Source organism: Natronospira bacteriovora (assembly GCF_030848495.1).
Lineage (GTDB): Bacteria > Pseudomonadota > Gammaproteobacteria > Natronospirales > Natronospiraceae > Natronospira > Natronospira bacteriovora.
In genome coordinates this window covers 15,652-31,409 of record NZ_JAVDDT010000007.1, presented here as the reverse complement: position 1 = coordinate 31,409, position 15,758 = coordinate 15,652, and the positions used below count along the sequence as shown (strand labels likewise).

Below are 15,758 nucleotides of genomic sequence, written 5' to 3'. Positions count from 1 at the left end.
CCATGAATGCGGAAACCCAGACACGCGACCCGGAACGCACCCGCGAGACCATCCTCGAGGCGGCCTCCGCGCTGTTCATCGAGCACGGGGTCTCGGCGGTGTCCATGAGTGCCATCGCCCGGGCGGCGAATGTCACCAAGAGCCTCATCCACCATCACTTCGGCAGCAAGGCGGAGCTGTGGCAGACGGTCAAGGAGACCGCCTTCACCCAGTACTTCACCGGCCAGATGGCGATGCTGGAGGAAGCCGAGGATCCGGACCCGGCCCTGCTCAAGGCCTCGGTGGAGGAGTATTTCCGTTTCCTCAAGGACAATCCGGGGGTGGTGCGCCTGTTCGCCTGGACCCACCTGGAAGGCGATGAAAGCTGCCTGGAGATGGACACCGAGCTGGTGGCCCTCGGGGCCGAGCGCATTCGCCAGGTCCAGGCCAAGGGCCTGTTCCGCCAGGACGTGAACCCGAGCCATGTGGTGGCCACCTTCGTCATGACCTGCACCCAGTGGTTCGAGGCCAAGTCGCACCATCAGCACTGGCCGGGCATGGGCGATGACGAGGCCTTTCTGGATGATTTCATGAAGCTGCTGCTCGACGGCCTGCGGCCACGCGGCAGCGGGGACGACTAAGAAGGAAAACGGCGCCGAACGCCGTTTTTCTGGCCGCCATTACTGACCGGTCGGCCAGTTTACTAAGACGAGGGGATGACGTCATGCAGGGGATGGGTTGGAAGGGTTCGGGCTTGCTGACCACCGGCCTGCTGGCCGTGGGTGCGATATTGGTGACGGCCTGGGGCGGCGCGGCCGACGAGGAAGACATCACCGCAAGAGAGGCCCGCCCGGCCGTGCGGGCCGCCACCGTGCGCCCGGCGCCGGAGGTGGACTGGCAGCGCTTCCCCGGTGTGTTGCAGGCGCGGGAACGCAGTCAGGCGGCCTTCCTCCATCCCGGCACCCTGGCCGAGCGGCACGTCGCCGAGGGCGATGCCATCGAGCGCGGCCAGCTGCTCGCCACCCTGCACAATCCGGCCCTGGCGCCGGCCGCCGCCGCTGCCCAGGGGCGGGTGGAAGAACTCAATGCCGTGATTCGCGAACACCGCCTGGCGCTGGAGCGCGCCCGGGCCCTGCGCGAGCGTGATCTGACCTCCGAAGAGGAAGTGGACCGCCTGCAGGCGCGTCTGGACGCCAGCCTGGAGTCCCGCAAGCAGGCCGAAGCCCAGCTCGCCGAGGCCCGTGAACAACTGGCCGAGCTGCAACTCCGTGCCCCCTTCGATGGCTGGGTGGCAGGCGTAATGGCCGAGCCGGGGGATTTCCTGGCCGCCGGCCAGCCGGTGCTGCGCCTGGCCGGGCGGGAGGCCCTGGAAGTGGAGATCCGCCTGCCCGCCACGCTTGCCGGCGAACTGCAGAACGACACCCCGCTGCGCCTGAGCCGCCCCCTGCAGGGCGGCCATTTCGAGGCCCGGCTGGAGCGAATCAGCCGCGGCGACCGCCACATGGCCACCGCCATCATCCGCCCCGAGAGCGACCAGGATCTGGCTGCCGGCCAGGTGGTGCATGTGCATTTCGGCCGCCCGCACCGCCCCAGCCTGCAGGTGCCGCTGACCGCCGTGATCGACGCCGGCGGCCACCAGCCGGCCGTTTACCGCCTGCAGGCATCCGACGATGCGGTGACCGTGGAGTGGGTTCCCATCGTGCCCGGTCGTCTGCACGGCGACTGGGTGGATGTGCAGCAGGGCCTGTCCGAGGGAGACCGGGTGGTGACGGCCGGACAGGATCGCCTGTATGACGGCGCCACGGTGCGGGTGCTGCCATGAGCACGCGCGGCGAAAACCTGCTGCTGGCCCTGCTCGGCCAGCGCCGGCTGATCATGACCCTGGTGCTGCTGCTGGCGCTGATCGGACTGCTCGCCTGGCTGAACATGGATCGCCAGGAAGACCCCTTCTTTCCCTACCGCTACGGTGATGTCCTGGTGCCCTACCCCGGGGCCGATCCGGAACAGGTGGAGCGGCTGATCCTCAATCCCCTGGAGGAATCCCTGGCCCAGGTGGCGGACATTCGCGAGATTCGCGGCACCGCCCGCCTGGGTTTCGCCCATGTCCTGATCGCCATGCAGGAACATGTCTATGACACCGATGCCGTCTGGGATCGCATCCGGGTGGCGGTGGACGAGGCGGCGCGGGAGTTTCCCGCCGGTGCCGGGCCGGCCACCGTGGACGACCGCCAGATGGATGCCCACGGCATCGTGCTCGCCGTCAGCGGCAGTGACGATCTGCTGGAGCTGCGCGAGGCGGCCCGGCGTCTCAAGCGGGACCTCTTCCAGCTCAAGGACATCGCCCGCATCGATCTGCTGGGCGACCCTGGCGAAAGCATCATCATCAGCTGGGACGAGGCGGTGGCGCGCCAGACCGGCCTGGACGCCGCCAGCCTGGGCCAGCAGCTGGCCGCCCGCAATCAGACATTGCCGGGCGGCAACCTGCGGGTCAGCGGCCGCTCGGTGGTGCTCGACCCAGCCAGCGAGTTCCGCTCCCTGGCCGAACTGGCGGCCACGCCCATCCGCACCCGCGATGGCGCCTTCATTCCCCTCGGCGAGCTGGCCAGCGTCCGCCACGCCCCCGACGAACCGGTGGCTGAGCGCATCGGTCTCAACGGCCGCCCCGCGGTGGGCCTGGGCATCATCCTGCCGGACAACCGCCTCAACGTGGTGGCCTTCGGCAACACCCTGCGCGCCTTCATCGACGAGCGGCGGGCGGACTACGCCCCGCTGGAGATCGAGGAGCTGTTCTTCCAGCCCCACTGGGTAGAGCGCCGCCTGAGCGAACTCGGCTTTTCCCTCCTGCTCGGCATCATCGTGGTGGCGGCCATCCTGTTTGCCACCATGGGCCTGCGGCTGGGACTGACCGTCAGCCTGCTGGTGCCGCTGGTGACCTTCTCGGCCCTGGCGGTCTACGCCATGGGCGGTGGCGTGCTGCACCAGATGGCCGTGGCCGGCATGGTGATCGCACTCGGCATGCTGGTGGACAACGCCATCGTGATGTCGGAGAACATCCAGTGGCATCGCGATCAGGGCCTGGACGCGCGCGAGTCGATCACCCGGGCGGTGCGGGAACTGGCCACGCCCCTGATGGCCGCCACCGGGACCACCCTGGCTGCCTTTACGCCCCTGCTGCTGTCCGCCGGCGACACCGCCGACTTCACGCGGGCCATCCCGGTCATGGTCATGCTCACCCTGGGCATCAGCTTCATCTATGCCCTGCTGGTCACGCCCGTCTTCGCCGGCGCCATTCTCCGGCCCAGGCCCGCCCGGCGCGAGGACCTCAGCCTGCGCTACGGCCAGCAACTGGGGCGTTTCGCCGTGCGCCGACCCTGGGCGGTGCTGGGCATTGCCGCGGTCCTGGTCTTCACGGCCAGCGCCTTCTTCGACGCCCTGGACAAGACCTTCTTCCCCAACACCGACCGCGACCAGCTGGTGGTGGATCTGCATTTCCCCGAGGGCACTCACCTCGAGCACACCGACCACGCCGCCGCCGCTCTGGCCGCGGCCATCCAGGAGCAGCCTGGTGTGAAAGCGGTCTACCGCTTCGCCGGCTTCAGCGGCCCGCGCTTCTACTACAACCTGATCGAACTCAGCAGCCAGCCCCATCTGGCCCGCCTGGTGGTGCAGGCCGACAGCGTGGATCGCCTGGCGGAACTGATCCCCTGGGTGCGGGCCACCGCCCGGGAACAAGTACCCGAGGCCCAGGTGGTGGCACGGCGTCTGGGCCAGGGGCCGCCGGTGGACGCCCCGGTGGAGATCCGGGTGTTTGGCGAGGACCCGGCAGGCCTCAGCGAAGCGGCCGAGCAGGTACTGGCCGTGGTGCGGGACGACCCCGGCAGCCGCGACGCCCGCCACACCCTGGGCCAGGGCCTGAGCAGCCTGTTCGTGGAGATGGATGATGCCCGCGCGGCCGAGTACGGCCTGGATCGCGGCGACCTGGCGCGTGCCCTGACCAGCGCCAGCCGGGGTCTGGAAGTCAGCACCTGGCGGGTGGAACGCGATGCCATGCCCCTGCGCATCCGCTCGCCCGAGGGCGAGAACTTTCCCCTCTCGGGACTGGCCGGCCTGGGCCTCGGCCCGGACGGCATCCCCCTGGCGGAAGTGGCCCGCATCGAGACACGCTGGCAGCCGGCGGTGATCCAGCACTGGGACCTGCAGCGCATGACCCAGGTCCTGTCCCAGGTAGCGGACGAGGAAACCTACGCCAGCGTGCTGCGGCGCATTGAACCGAAGCTGGCGGCCCTGGAACTGCCCCCGGGCACCCGCTACACCATTGGCGGCGCGGCCGAAGGCGCCAGTGATGCCAACACGGAACTGTTCCGAACCCTGCCCATTGGCGGCCTGCTGCTGATCATCTTCCTGCTGCTGCAGTTCAATTCCTTCCGCATGATGGGCATGGTGCTGATCACCGTGCCCCTGGCGGTGGTGGGTGTGATTCCGGGCCTGTGGCTGGCCGGCCAGCCCTTCGGCTTCACCGCCATGCTGGGCGTGGTGGCCCTGGTGGGCATCGTGGTCAACAACGCCATCGTGCTGCTGGACCGCATCAACCTCAATCGCAGCCAGGGCCAGAGTCTGGACGAGGCCATCACCGAGGCGGTCGGCCGGCGCACCCGGCCCATCCTGCTGACCACCGCCACGACCGTGGCCGGCCTGTTTCCGCTGACCCTGACCCAGTCCACCCTGTGGCCACCGCTGGCCTGGGCCATCATTTCCGGCCTGCTGGCCTCCACCCTGCTGACCCTGGCAGTGGTGCCGGCCCTCTACCGCCTGGCCTTCCGGGACACGGCCGCCGCGTGAGGTCGGCGACTGACCCGAGACCTCTTTTAATAAGGGGTGGTCGTTTACAATCAGGCGCCTGAACGGAACAGGAATGCCGGGACGGGAGTACAGGCATGCAAGTGCTGGAGATGAGAGCCGGGCCGCGGGCCCTGGCCCACATAAGGGAACACGGCCTGAAGCCGCAGCATGTGCGGGCGGTGTCCGCCGCCTCCGGCGGGCCGAAGTGGCTGATCCTGTCCGGCTTTGACCAATACTTCTTCGGCCAATGGCTGGCGGCGGCCGAGCAGCCCATCACGCTGACGGGCTCCTCCATCGGCGCCTGGCGCATGGCCATGCAGGCGGTGGCCGAACCCGAGGCGGCCCGCCAGCGCTTCCTGCACAGTTACATCTACGAGCAGCGCTACCCGAAGCGGCCCACCCCGGCGATCATTTCCGCCGAGTGTGAACGGCTGCTGGACCTGGCCCTGGGTGAAGACGGCCCCGGTCAGGCCGTGGCCAACCCGCAGCGGCCGCTTCGCATCATCGCCAATCGCATGGCCCCCGGGCGTCGCCTGTCCGGGCCCGGCCTGTATGGCCGCCTGCTGGCCGCCGCCCTGGCCAACCGTCGTGAACGCGCCCGGCTTGGCCGCTGGGTGCATCGCAGCCTGTTCGAAAGCGAGGCCGCCGCCCACACCCTGGCCACGCCACAGGACCTGCCCACCGAACGCTTCCGCCTGATGACAGACAACCTGCGCCCGGCCCTGCTGGCCAGTGGCGCCATTCCGGGAGTGATGGAAGTGGTCCACGACATTCCCGGCGGGAGTCAGGGCACCTACCTCGACGGCGGTTTGACGGATTACCACCCGGCCCTGCCCGAGGACATGGCCGACGGCATTCGCCTCTTCCCCCACTTCTATCCCTTCGCCGTCCCCGGCTGGTTCGACAAGCGCAAACCCCAACGCCGCAACCAGCTCGACGGTCTCGACAACACACTCATCATCGCCCCCTCCAATGAACTGGTGGCCAGCCTGCCCCACGGCAAGATTCCCGACCGCAAGGACTTCTACCGCTTCAGCGACGCCGAACGCATCGCCTACTGGGAGAAGGTGGTGGAAGCCTCCGAACGCATGGGCGAGGCCTTTGTGGAACTGAGCGAATCGAATCAAATTACCGACTCTGTAAGGCAAATCTGACAGGCCATAACAGCAATACGCCCTTCAAGTGCTCTCACCCATTCTCTATCATTCCCCGCAGCGTTAAGGCTTACCTCAATTCCCTGTGGGGCAATACGAATTCTTCTTTGATGACGATGGGATTGAGTCCCTTGTAACAATCACCGGGAAGTGACATGAATCTGATCTTCATAACGATACTGATGGGTGCCTTCCTGAGCATCCGCATGGCCAGAATATCCATGCCGACATTCCAGACGCCCTATCTGTATACGCTTGAGTTCTTTCTCTTGATCAAGCTGTTCAGGGATGTGATCGAACCCTTGCTCGGGCTTTCCACACTGTCCGCCGGCACGCCACCGCATTGGGATCTGGTGGCGGTCCTTGCCCTGTTCCTGTGGCTCAGTAGCATGCGCTGGATGCTCCAGCGCGCTCGTGCAGAAGCAACCTGAACCACAGGGGGATGGCAGAAGATCTCCGTCACTCACCCCCTGAACGCATTCGGCCGCTCGATTGAGCGGCCGAATGCGTTCCTCCGGTTTGCTTTCCCGCTTCAGTCCAGCGGGCTGACGTCCCGGCCCGGTGTGCCCAGGGGCGGGATGGGCTGTGCTTCCGGGCGGGTGATGGGCTGCTCTTCCAGGGTGTCGAGCAACTCACGCACCGCGCGCTGGAGCTGGGCGTCTTCACCGCGGAAGGTGGCGTGGGGCAGGTTCTCCACGTGGATGTCCGGGGCCACACCACGCCCTTCCACGATCCAGTTGCCCTCGGCATCGAACACCGGCAGGGAAGCGGCCCGCATCAGGCCCCGATCCACCAGGCGGTTCTGGTCACTCAGCCAGACCCCGGCGCCGGCGGTCTGCTGGCCGATCAGCGGACCCAGGCCCAGGGACTTCACCCCGGCGGAGAAGGTCTCGCCGTCGGAATAGGTAAGCGGATCGATCAACACCGCCAGATGGCCACGGAAGGTGTTCTGCATGTTCCAGAACTCGGGCTGGCCCGGCGGCTGCCAGAAGGACCAGGCCCGGCGCAGCAGCTTCTCGATGATCCAGGAATCGATGTTGCCACCGCGATTGCGGCGCACATCGATGATCAGGCCCTCCCGATCCACATTGGCGTAGAACTCGCGGGCGAAGTCGGCGATGTCATTGGGGCCCATGGCACGCAGATGCAGATAGCCGATGCGCCCGTCGGAGGCCCGCTCCACCACTTCACGGCGGCCACTGACCCAGTCGCGATAACGCAGGGCATCGTTCTCCCAGCCATTGATGGGATGCACGATCACCGCACCGCTGTCACGGCCACGGCGGTAATCCAGGCGGGTCTGCTCGCCGGCCTGCCAGGCCAGCAGCTGGTGGATGTGATTCACCTCGTTCACGGCCCGGCCGTTCACGTGGGTGATCACATCCCCCTCGCTCAGATCCACGCCGGGCCGGGCCAGGGGGGAGCGCTGACTGGGCAGCTCCGGATCACTGCGATAGATGCGCGTGACGCGGGCCCCGGCGTCGACCGGTTCGAAGTCCGCACCCAGGAAGGCCGGGCGGGCGGTCTCCGGATCATCCCGGTACTCACCGCCGCGCACCTGGGAATGCAGCACGCCCAGTTCGGCCACCATCTGGCTCAGCAGGTCATCCAGTTCACGGCGATCGGCAATGCGCTCCACGAAGGGCGCGTACTTTTCACGCACCCCTTCCCAGTCCACCCCGCGCATGGCCGGGTCGAAGAGGAAGTCACGCTGCATGCGCCAGGCATCGGCGAACATCTGCTGCCACTCCACGGCCGGGCGGATGGGCAGACGCCAGTTGCCGATGCGCACCCGGGCTTCCTCCAGATCGCCCCGCATCTGGCCACCGGCCTGCACGATGAACAGCTCACCATTGCGCCGCAGCAGCAGGCGGTCACGCTCGGCCGAGGCCTGCAGCAGATCCAGGCCCTCGCCAAAGGTCTCCAGGCGCGGGCGATCCTTGCCGAAGTCGAGGGTCTGCACCCGCGGGCTGCCGCCGGTGGGCCGGTCGATCAGGAAGAGGCGATCCTTGCCCACCACCAGGCTGTCGTAGTTGCCCGGGTCCACCGGCACTTCGTGCAGGCGATCGGCCAGGCCATCCCACTGAATACCGGCAATGTCATCCGTCTTGCCATGATCCGGGCGCTCATCAATCAGCTCATGCCGCGGCTGCAGGGGGAAGACATTGCCGGGCTGCAGGGCCAGGGCAAAGATCTGGGTGCGGCGATCGAACATGGGACCCATGTTGCGGTCGCCCCAGGGCGAACCCGGCGTGGCCTGGAAATGGCGGTTGGAAAGGAAATACAGCCAGCGCCCATCGGGGCTGAAGACCGGCGAATGGCTTTCGTAGCGATCACTGCTCAGGGTGTGCATGTCACCCCGGCGCACGTCGTACAAGAGCACCTGCACCCGTTGCTGGGCACTGTCCGGGCGCACCACCGCCAGGGCCTGTCCATCCGGCGACCAGACCACCTGCCGGTAACCGACCCCGTCGGAATCATCGATCTGGCGATTGCGGCCACGGCGGGTGTCGAAGAGAAACAGGCGCCCGTCCATGTCATGGTGGGCCACGTAACGTCCGTCCGGGGAAATGCTCAGTCCCATGCGCTGGGTGCTGGCATCATCCGTCAGCTGCTCGCCCTCGCCACGGCCATTGGCCGGGAAGCGCCACAGTTCCACTTCATCGCTGGCATCCACGAAGGCATACACCCACTCCCCGTCGGGGTCGATCACCGCCTGGCGGGCGCGGCTCGCTTCCGGCAACTCGATCTCGATGCGACGCAGTTCCCCGGTGCCGACGATGGCCAGGCGGCCACGGGCGGTCAGGGCCACCCGGTCACCTTCCGGGGCGACGTTCACCGAATCCAGATAGTCCATGGGGCTGTCCAGCCAGCGCTCACGGGCATGGGCGCGGTCACTGGAAAGCACGATGTCGATCTGGCGATCCTCGCCGCTGCTCACATCCAGCAGGCGGATGTCCGCCCCGTGCTGATAGACGATGCGCCCCTGATCGCCCATGGCCGGGCGACGCACCTCGAAATCCTCATGCGCGGTCAGGGCGCTGAACTCGCCGCTGTCCGGGTCCAGACGGCCCAGGTTGAACAGGCCGCTCTCGTCACTGCGCACATACAGGCCACCCTCATGGCTCATGGGGTGGGTCAGATTGGCGCCGTGGTTGGCGGCCACACGGCGGGCTTCATTATCGCCATCCAGATCGAACTGCCACAACTGGGCCATGGCCCCGCCCCGGTAGGCGCGGGCATTGTCCATCGTCACGCCCAGGCCAAAGCGGGTAAACACCAGCCGCGATTCATCCAGGAAGGCCCCTTCCCGGGCATCGGCCAGGGGCAGGTCACTCACCACCCGGCTCTCGGGATTGACCCGCTTGAGCAGCCAGTACCAGCTCGGCCCCACCCGGTTATTGGAGGCAAACAGCACCTCGCCGGCCGGCGTCCAGCCCTGCACCTGTACATGACCACCCTTCCAGGTCAGCCGCTGCGGCTCGCCACCGCTGGCGGGCATGACATACACCTCGGCCGCGCCCTCATAGCGCCCGGTGAAGGCAATCCACTCCCCGTCCGGCGAGAAGTAGGGATCACTGGCCTCGGTGGCATGACTGGTCAGCCGCCGCGCCGTGCCGCCCTCCACCGACACCGCCCACAGATCGCCTTCCGCGGCGAAGACCACGGTGTCCTCATGCAGGGTGGGTGACTGGTAGTAGCCGAGGGAGCCGGCCAGAAGGGAGGTGGAGCAGAAGAAGAGCAAAAGGAAGAGCAATCCGCGAGCAACCATGTATCTCTCCATGCAGGATCTATCCGGATGACTGACGGCGAGCGCCAGCGAGGGATTGTGCGCAAAGGGGCGCGAGCTGTCCATCCAGGGGGCGAATGCCCGGATGGGTGCCAGCAGCGACCAGAAGAATAAGAGCGCGGCTGGGCTGGAACGTTCAATATGGGCGGGCGCATCCCTATTTCAGATGGCACCGCCCGAACCTAGCAAGCCCAGCCAATGAACCAGGCGGATGCAGGCAATCGGCCCGGGGCATTCAGTCGGGAGTAGAGGTCAGGAGCGCCCGAACATGTGGCACAAGGAACGGCAGCAAAAGCACCACCAGAATCGCGAGCACGGGAACATGATCTACCCGCTGACCGCCCAACAGCCAGTCCCCGATGACGAGCCCGACAAGGATTGCATCCGCCAACGCAGCCGCCATCCATCCCCACGGCCGTGCCAGCCAGAGCCCTACAACGCCAACTAAAAGCAAAAGCGCCGGCACGGACAGGATGGCCGTCTGGATCCAGATCATCCGCACACTCTCGGGACTAAGCGCCGGGGACTGGATCACCGACATCACCGCACCCGTTCTGGCAAGGAGTATGATGGCAGCGAGAAAATGAGCCACAGAAACCGCGACTATTAACGCCTTTCTCTTCGCCATTTCTTCAGTGCTCCGTTAACGCCCGCATTTGCGGCTGGTTTGGAGCGCAGCGGAAAACCAGTCCGACAACATGCGTTTGTTAGCCATTTTATAGTTTGAAAACTGAGCCGACCCGCTCATATCCGAGCTTCTCATAATAGGCGTCCTCATCAGACAGCACGTAAACATCCTGTTTCGGATATTCCTGCTTAATTCTTTCCAGAAGCTCCGCACCAAAGCCGGCCCCTCTGTACTGTGGTGAGACATACAGCTCGCTGATATAGATGCCAAAACCATCAACCAAGGCCCGGAGATATCCGCAAATATTACCTTCGCTCTCGCAGAGAAAGGTCTCACTCTCAAGCAATGCATCCTTGAACTTATCAATTGCATCATCGCCCAGAAACGAGCTCCAGTCAGGTTCTTTCCCCAGAAGGGATATGAGCTCATGCTCATGCTTTTTTTGGTACTTCAGGATGCTGCTCATAGATAGAACTTCGTCTGGCTAACAGCTGATTAGGTGGAAAGCGATATAACCGCAATATCGTGCCGGCGGTATAACTCCCGATTTCCGGCAAAAAGAAGAACGCGCTTTTCCATGCATAATCAGAAAGTTACCCCAATCCCTCCCAATATTCACCGTAATCGCGTGCCTTCCGCTTTTTGTGAATTCAATCATTCTTATATATGTGTGCTAGGTGCCCTCTTCTCCGGGGCTGGGCATGGCAACGGCCACCTTGGCGGCTGTGGAAGCTGAACGGGGAGGCGGTGCGATCTGGGGCGGGCGCGCCTGTCCGTGGCTTGCAGAAAAGCATAGTCCAATATTCGGTTTTTTCACCCCTGCCTGGCTGGCTGGAGCGGCTGCTATCCGGCTTATTCCGCCTGGGCCAGGACGATGTCCGCCCCGCGGGCAATCTCGCCGTCACTGAGCACGTCCACGCGGAGGCCGCCGTGGCCGACCCAGTGCTTCACCACTGCGGCGGCGCTGAGTGATTCATTGCTCAGGGCGCGGCCGAGGGTGGCGCAGGGTTCGCAGAGCTCGACGCCGCGCAGGCGTACATTGCCGATGGTGAATTCGGTGTTGACCAGGTCGTTGAGGCGTATGCCTCGTGTGACGAGGTTTCGGCGGGTGATGGAGAGGTCCGTTGCTCGCCCCTGCTTGGTGCAGAAGCGTTCGATCTCCTCGGCTTCCACCAGGGTGAGGTTCTGGCCGGGGTATTTGCTGAGACCGAAGTTGCGGTCACCCACGATGCCCTTGCCGCGCTCAAGCACGATGCGCTCACACTCGTATTGCGGGGTACCGCTTTCCGGGCTGATGAACAGGCGTTCAATGATCAAGTTTTGCTCCCTGCCAGGCGTATCAACCGGCAACAGTGTGCGCGTTAGTCACGGTGTCCGCTACAACTGTTTTTGCATCAGAATCCAATCACCGGTGTGCGAGCAGCCCGGGTAATCGACGATGCCCCGGCGCTCAACAACATTGTAACCAAGCTTCCGGTACAGCTTCACCGCCGGGATGTTCTCTTCCGCCACGATCAGGGTAACGGATCTTGTATTGGCTTCGTCGGCCAACTGCTCCGCGAATTTCATGAGGTGGTGGCCAATTCCCTTGCCTCGATAGACGGAGGCTGTCGCGACCGCGTTGACGTACCAGGCGCCGGGCACCCGTGATTCCAGCTCCACGAGCGGGCGGACGACAGCCGGAATGTCATCCAAGAGCCCGGTCTCATAGGGATCGGGCAGCGGATAGGCCAGGAGCATGCCGGCAATGGCATCGCCGGCGGTGGCGACATAGGCGTTTGTGTAGCTGAAACCACCTTCGGTACGAGCGACCCGGCGCGCACCGAAGGCCATGATGTCTTCATCCGGATCAGCCATCTGCCCCCACAGGTAGGCCGGAATCCCCTCCCCTGCCAGATTCATCAGCTCGGCAAGGGCGGGGGCATCCTCAATCTTCGCTTTACGCAGCTGGATATTCATTGCAACCTCAATGAAACGCCAAGAACTCGGTATCAAGCCGGGATCATCGCGCAACGTCATTGCAGCGAACAGTCCCCTTAAACATTTGTAATAAGGATAGCCGAGTATCCGTGAATCGCTCAGCGACATGCCCGCCCAAGGTGCTTCATTTTCTCCAGCCACTGGGCGCGGCCCTTGTCACCGCCCATGGAGGCGCTGATCAGGGTGGTGCGCACGGGCTTGAAGCCGCAGAAACGCAGGATGTTTCGGCGGAAGCTTTTCACGCTGTGGGCGCGGTAGATAAGACGATAGAACAGGGCCGGCATGCCCATGGTGACGATCAGACGGGCCGAGCGCCCCTTGAGGCGACGGGGGCCGAAACTGCCCATGTCCTGACCCGGCTCGGTGACAAAACCCGGGCGGAAGGTCTGCTCCAGGAAGGCCTTGAGAATGGCCGGCATATCGCCCAGCCAGAGGGGATAGAGAAAGACCAGGTGATCGGCCGCTTCAATGGCCTGCTGGGCCTGGCGAATGGCCGGGGGCGGATCACCGGACTCGAAGTCGGCGGCGTTTTTGAGCCAGGGGAAATCCAGCCCGGCCACGTCGATGTGCCGGACCTGGTGCCCGGCGGCTTCCGCTGCGTCCTGATAGGCCACGGCCAGGGCATGACAGTAATGCCCACCGGCCGAGTCGGGGTGTCCCTGGATGATGACAATGCTGGCCATGACGGTGACCTGCTGTTCGTGACGGGTAATAATAGGTTTATCCGCAATAATGGTGGCTTGAGCCGAATCAAGCAGATGTCACTTTAAGGGGGCATTAGTCGTGAAACTGTCCAATCTGCGGTGCCTGGTGCTGGCCGCCCTGCTTCTGCCGGCACTGGCCTTCGCCGAGCTGCCCGGGACTGATCTCGCCTTCGAGGCAAAAGGCGGGCAGCTGTCTGGAACCCTGTTCCTTCCCGAGGGCGAGGGCCCCTTCCCGGTGGTGGTCTTTCTGGCCGGCTCCGGTGATGAGAGTTACCGAACCGGCTGGGAAGGCGAACGCCGCTCCTGGTTCTGGCCGCAACTCCAGGAATGGTTCGATGAACAGCGCTACGCCGTGTACGTCTTCGACAAGCCCGGCGTGGGTCGGTCAGAAGGCGATTGGCGCAAGGAGGATTTCGAGGATCGGGCCGACAATGCCATCGCGGCGGTTCGCGCGCTGAGCGGCCGGACCGAGCTCGACCCGGCTCGCATCGGATTGCTGGGCCACAGCCAGGGGGGATGGATTGCCGTCAGTGCCGCGGCTGACCATCCCGATGAGGTGGCCTTCGTGATCAGTCTGGCCGGCCCCGCCATCGGTGTGCGCCAGCAGATCATCGAGGACACGGAAAACCGCTGGCGCTGTGAGGAGCGTCGCCTGCCGGGCCTGCGGCGAGCGGGACTGGCCGGCAGCCTGTCCCTGATCGGTACCGCTGGCCGCGTCATGCCGGCGGGTTATCTGTCCCGCATCGTGCGCTACGACCCCGCCGACGATCTGGCCCGCCTGCAGCAGCCCATGCTCGCCCTGTTTGCAAGCAACGACATCATGGTCATGCCCGAGACCAATATCCCGCCCCTCAAGGCGCACTTCGGCAAGGCCAGCGGCAACGACGGCCTGGTGATCGAGACCATCGAGGGCCTGGACCACTTCTTCCGCCACGGCGCCTTCTGCCTGGACGGCGGACGGCCCCAGGGCTTCGCCCCGGAATTCTGGGAAGCCCTGGCCGCCCCGGCCTTCTGGCAGCAACTGTCACACGAGGCGCAGTAAGGGCCTGGAAGTGAAATACCCGCCGGACCTGATTATGCGGCTTCGAAATCGAAGGGCTTGAGTTTTTCGACGTCGAGCTGATTACGGGCCAGCCAAAGGTCGTGGGCATCCTGCATGGCAAGCCAGCTTTCCGGTGAGCGGCCAATGACCCGGGAAAGCCGCAACGCCATTTCCGGGCTGACACCGCTATCACCGCGCAGCAGACGCGAAAAGGTGGACGGTGATACACCCAGACGATCGGCAAGCTTTCGAGCACTGACGCCGAAAGGCTCCATGTAAACCGTGAGGATGAACTCACCGGGATGCGGAGGGTTGTGCATGCTCATCAGTGATAATCCTCATAGTCAAGAATGTAGGCGTGTCCGTCTCGGAACTCGAAGGTCAAACGCCAGTTACCGCTAACTCGAATCGACCACCTGCCCTTCTGCTTGCCCTTAAGCGGGTGCAGCCCAAAACCCGGAATATCGATGTCTTCAATCTGCATGGCTGTATCCAATGCCGCCAGCTGCATACGCAAGCGCTGAGCGTGGGCGGATTGAATCCCTGCCATACTGCCTGTCGAATAGAACCGCTTCAGTCCCTTGTGGCGGAATGATTTGATCATGGGCAGAATTATAGCCTGTTGCGCACCACGCAACAAGTCGAATCGTCGAAGCGATTCGGCCTGCCTGATTGCTGGAACCGTCTGGCGGGGAAACAATCACATCCTATACTGGCATCCTATTGGTTCCCGAGGCAGCAAGGAGATCCGCCATGCACAAGACCATCGCTCGTATCGGCATGCCCGTCGCACTGATCGGCCTGCTTTTCTGGGCCTCCAGCACGCTGGCCCACCACGGCTGGGCGTGGGCGGAAGACAAACAGACCGAAATGACCGGCGTGATCACCGAGATTTACATTGGCCCGCCCCATCCGCGCCTGATGATCGACACGGATGACGGCCCCTGGCAGGTCGATCTGGGCAACCCGCGTCAGACCCGGGATGCCGGGTTCGTGGACGGTGTGGCCGAGGAAGGCGATGAGATCATCATCATCGGGCACCGCTCCAAGGATAGTGATGAGAAGATCATCAAGGCCGTGCGCGCCACCATTGATGGCGAGCATTACACCTTCTATCCGGATCTGCTCGAGGAATAAGGGCGGATGCTGACGGCACTGCTGCTGTGGCTGGGTGAGACCGCCATGGCCTCGGCACTGCGTCAGTCCACCATTGCCTATCCACTGGCCAGCTCGGCCCATATCACCGGATTGGGCCTGCTGGTCGGTGGCATTATCACGCTGGATCTTCGAATACTGGGGGCGATCCGGCGTGGCCGGCTCAGTGAGCTGGCACCCCTGCTCAGCCGGGTGGCGGCAGGTGGCCTGCTACTGGCCGTGACCACCGGCGTACTGCTGTTCAGCGTGCAGCCTTCCCACTACCTGGATAACAGCGCCTTTTTGATCAAGCTGGGCCTGGTGGCCCTGGCCGTCCTGAATGCCCTGGTGGTGCACCAGCTGCCCCAGTGGAAGGCCATGCTGGCGGGGGCGCCGGTTGCCCGCACACTGAAGATCACCGCCGTGCTGTCACTTCTGCTCTGGCTGTCGGCCCTGATTGCCGGGCGCTGGATCGCTTTCCTGTAGCCACGGCTTGGGATGCCTCGCT

The 15,758-nt window shown here is 64.6% G+C and carries 16 protein-coding genes; 8 read left to right on the top strand and 8 right to left on the bottom strand.

The features are described from left to right. Nucleotides 1-2: 2 nt before the first annotated feature. The 5 genes from RBH19_RS10595 (at nucleotide 3) to RBH19_RS10575 (ending at nucleotide 6,403) form a co-directional block, all read left to right on the top strand. Complete coding sequence (locus tag RBH19_RS10595; RefSeq protein ID WP_306728829.1) at nucleotides 3-620, top strand: TetR/AcrR family transcriptional regulator; 618 nt, start codon at nucleotides 3-5, stop codon at nucleotides 618-620. 83 nt (nucleotides 621-703) lie between these two features. Beyond that, nucleotides 704-1,801, top strand: a complete 1,098-nt coding sequence (locus RBH19_RS10590) for an efflux RND transporter periplasmic adaptor subunit (RefSeq protein ID WP_306728828.1) — start codon at nucleotides 704-706, stop codon at nucleotides 1,799-1,801. Then, on the top strand, nucleotides 1,798-4,818 hold the full coding sequence (locus RBH19_RS10585) for an efflux RND transporter permease subunit (protein ID WP_306728827.1): 3,021 nt from the start codon (nucleotides 1,798-1,800) through the stop codon (nucleotides 4,816-4,818). Before RBH19_RS10590 ends, RBH19_RS10585 begins: the two co-directional genes overlap by 4 nt. A gap of 95 nt (nucleotides 4,819-4,913) precedes the next feature. Further along, entirely contained in the window at nucleotides 4,914-5,972 is a 1,059-nt protein-coding gene (locus RBH19_RS10580; protein WP_306728826.1) for a patatin-like phospholipase family protein, read from the top strand. A gap of 155 nt (nucleotides 5,973-6,127) precedes the next feature. Continuing rightward, nucleotides 6,128-6,403 carry a hypothetical protein gene (locus tag RBH19_RS10575; protein WP_306728825.1) on the top strand — a complete coding sequence of 92 codons (276 nt, stop codon included), beginning with the start codon at nucleotides 6,128-6,130 and terminating at the stop codon, nucleotides 6,401-6,403. Between the two features lie 101 nt (nucleotides 6,404-6,504). On the opposite strand, the gene RBH19_RS10570 is transcribed toward RBH19_RS10575, so the two are convergent. The 6 genes from RBH19_RS10570 to RBH19_RS10545 form a co-directional block, all read right to left on the bottom strand. Further along, nucleotides 6,505-9,744 carry a S41 family peptidase gene (locus RBH19_RS10570; protein WP_306728824.1) on the bottom strand — a complete coding sequence of 1,080 codons (3,240 nt, stop codon included), beginning with the start codon at nucleotides 9,742-9,744 and terminating at the stop codon, nucleotides 6,505-6,507. A 253-nt stretch (nucleotides 9,745-9,997) separates the two neighbouring features. Then, a complete protein-coding gene (locus tag RBH19_RS10565) occupies nucleotides 9,998-10,390 on the bottom strand; it encodes a hypothetical protein (protein WP_306728823.1) in 393 nt (130 codons plus the stop codon). A gap of 88 nt (nucleotides 10,391-10,478) precedes the next feature. Then, nucleotides 10,479-10,856, bottom strand: coding sequence for a GNAT family N-acetyltransferase (locus tag RBH19_RS10560; protein ID WP_306728822.1), 378 nt, complete (start codon nucleotides 10,854-10,856; stop codon nucleotides 10,479-10,481). A gap of 386 nt (nucleotides 10,857-11,242) precedes the next feature. Continuing rightward, the gene (locus tag RBH19_RS10555) at nucleotides 11,243-11,707 is read right to left on the bottom strand and encodes an MOSC domain-containing protein (RefSeq protein ID WP_306728821.1); all 465 of its coding nucleotides are present in this window, start codon (nucleotides 11,705-11,707) and stop codon (nucleotides 11,243-11,245) included. A gap of 60 nt (nucleotides 11,708-11,767) precedes the next feature. Beyond that, nucleotides 11,768-12,349: a GNAT family N-acetyltransferase gene (locus RBH19_RS10550; protein ID WP_306728820.1), complete on the bottom strand. Its 582-nt coding sequence runs from the start codon at nucleotides 12,347-12,349 to the stop codon at nucleotides 11,768-11,770. 119 nt (nucleotides 12,350-12,468) lie between these two features. Continuing rightward, nucleotides 12,469-13,053, bottom strand: coding sequence for an NAD(P)H-dependent oxidoreductase (locus tag RBH19_RS10545; protein ID WP_306728819.1), 585 nt, complete (start codon nucleotides 13,051-13,053; stop codon nucleotides 12,469-12,471). A 100-nt stretch (nucleotides 13,054-13,153) separates the two neighbouring features. On the opposite strand from RBH19_RS10545, the gene RBH19_RS10540 reads away from it, so the two are divergent. Next, the gene (locus RBH19_RS10540; RefSeq protein WP_306728818.1) at nucleotides 13,154-14,116 is read left to right on the top strand and encodes an alpha/beta hydrolase family protein; all 963 of its coding nucleotides are present in this window, start codon (nucleotides 13,154-13,156) and stop codon (nucleotides 14,114-14,116) included. A 32-nt stretch (nucleotides 14,117-14,148) separates the two neighbouring features. On the opposite strand, the gene RBH19_RS10535 is transcribed toward RBH19_RS10540, so the two are convergent. Together RBH19_RS10535 and RBH19_RS10530 are read right to left on the bottom strand one after the other, a co-directional pair. Continuing rightward, on the bottom strand, nucleotides 14,149-14,442 hold the full coding sequence (locus RBH19_RS10535) for a HigA family addiction module antitoxin (RefSeq protein WP_306728817.1): 294 nt from the start codon (nucleotides 14,440-14,442) through the stop codon (nucleotides 14,149-14,151). Next, nucleotides 14,442-14,720 (bottom strand): type II toxin-antitoxin system RelE/ParE family toxin, encoded by a 279-nt coding sequence (locus RBH19_RS10530; RefSeq protein WP_306728816.1) that lies wholly within the window; start codon nucleotides 14,718-14,720, stop codon nucleotides 14,442-14,444. The genes RBH19_RS10535 and RBH19_RS10530 overlap by 1 nt, the downstream gene beginning before the upstream one ends. A 149-nt stretch (nucleotides 14,721-14,869) precedes the next feature. Here RBH19_RS10530 and RBH19_RS10525 point away from each other — a divergent pair, with 149 nt between their 5' ends. Together RBH19_RS10525 and RBH19_RS10520 are read left to right on the top strand one after the other, a co-directional pair. Further along, entirely contained in the window at nucleotides 14,870-15,253 is a 384-nt protein-coding gene (locus RBH19_RS10525) for a hypothetical protein (protein WP_306728815.1), read from the top strand. A 6-nt stretch (nucleotides 15,254-15,259) separates the two neighbouring features. Beyond that, nucleotides 15,260-15,736: a DUF6644 family protein gene (locus RBH19_RS10520; RefSeq protein ID WP_306728814.1), complete on the top strand. Its 477-nt coding sequence runs from the start codon at nucleotides 15,260-15,262 to the stop codon at nucleotides 15,734-15,736. The last annotated feature ends 22 nt before the right edge of the window (nucleotides 15,737-15,758 follow it).

Excerpts from the sequence above, each read along its gene's own strand:
- RBH19_RS10575 (WP_306728825.1), top strand. The coding sequence starts at position 6,128 with ATGAATCTGATCTTCATAACGATACTGATGGGTGCCTTCCTGAGCATC.
- RBH19_RS10565 (WP_306728823.1), bottom strand. The coding sequence starts at position 10,390 with ATGGCGAAGAGAAAGGCGTTAATAGTCGCGGTTTCTGTGGCTCATTTT.
- RBH19_RS10570 (WP_306728824.1), bottom strand. The coding sequence starts at position 9,744 with ATGGTTGCTCGCGGATTGCTCTTCCTTTTGCTCTTCTTCTGCTCCACC.
- RBH19_RS10590 (WP_306728828.1), top strand. The coding sequence starts at position 704 with ATGCAGGGGATGGGTTGGAAGGGTTCGGGCTTGCTGACCACCGGCCTG.
- RBH19_RS10545 (WP_306728819.1), bottom strand. The coding sequence starts at position 13,053 with ATGGCCAGCATTGTCATCATCCAGGGACACCCCGACTCGGCCGGTGGG.
- RBH19_RS10530 (WP_306728816.1), bottom strand. The coding sequence starts at position 14,720 with ATGATCAAATCATTCCGCCACAAGGGACTGAAGCGGTTCTATTCGACA.
- RBH19_RS10595 (WP_306728829.1), top strand. The coding sequence starts at position 3 with ATGAATGCGGAAACCCAGACACGCGACCCGGAACGCACCCGCGAGACC.
- RBH19_RS10535 (WP_306728817.1), bottom strand. The coding sequence starts at position 14,442 with ATGAGCATGCACAACCCTCCGCATCCCGGTGAGTTCATCCTCACGGTT.
- RBH19_RS10580 (WP_306728826.1), top strand. The coding sequence starts at position 4,914 with ATGCAAGTGCTGGAGATGAGAGCCGGGCCGCGGGCCCTGGCCCACATA.
- RBH19_RS10560 (WP_306728822.1), bottom strand. The coding sequence starts at position 10,856 with ATGAGCAGCATCCTGAAGTACCAAAAAAAGCATGAGCATGAGCTCATA.
- RBH19_RS10525 (WP_306728815.1), top strand. The coding sequence starts at position 14,870 with ATGCACAAGACCATCGCTCGTATCGGCATGCCCGTCGCACTGATCGGC.
- RBH19_RS10520 (WP_306728814.1), top strand. The coding sequence starts at position 15,260 with ATGCTGACGGCACTGCTGCTGTGGCTGGGTGAGACCGCCATGGCCTCG.
- RBH19_RS10585 (WP_306728827.1), top strand. The coding sequence starts at position 1,798 with ATGAGCACGCGCGGCGAAAACCTGCTGCTGGCCCTGCTCGGCCAGCGC.
- RBH19_RS10550 (WP_306728820.1), bottom strand. The coding sequence starts at position 12,349 with ATGAATATCCAGCTGCGTAAAGCGAAGATTGAGGATGCCCCCGCCCTT.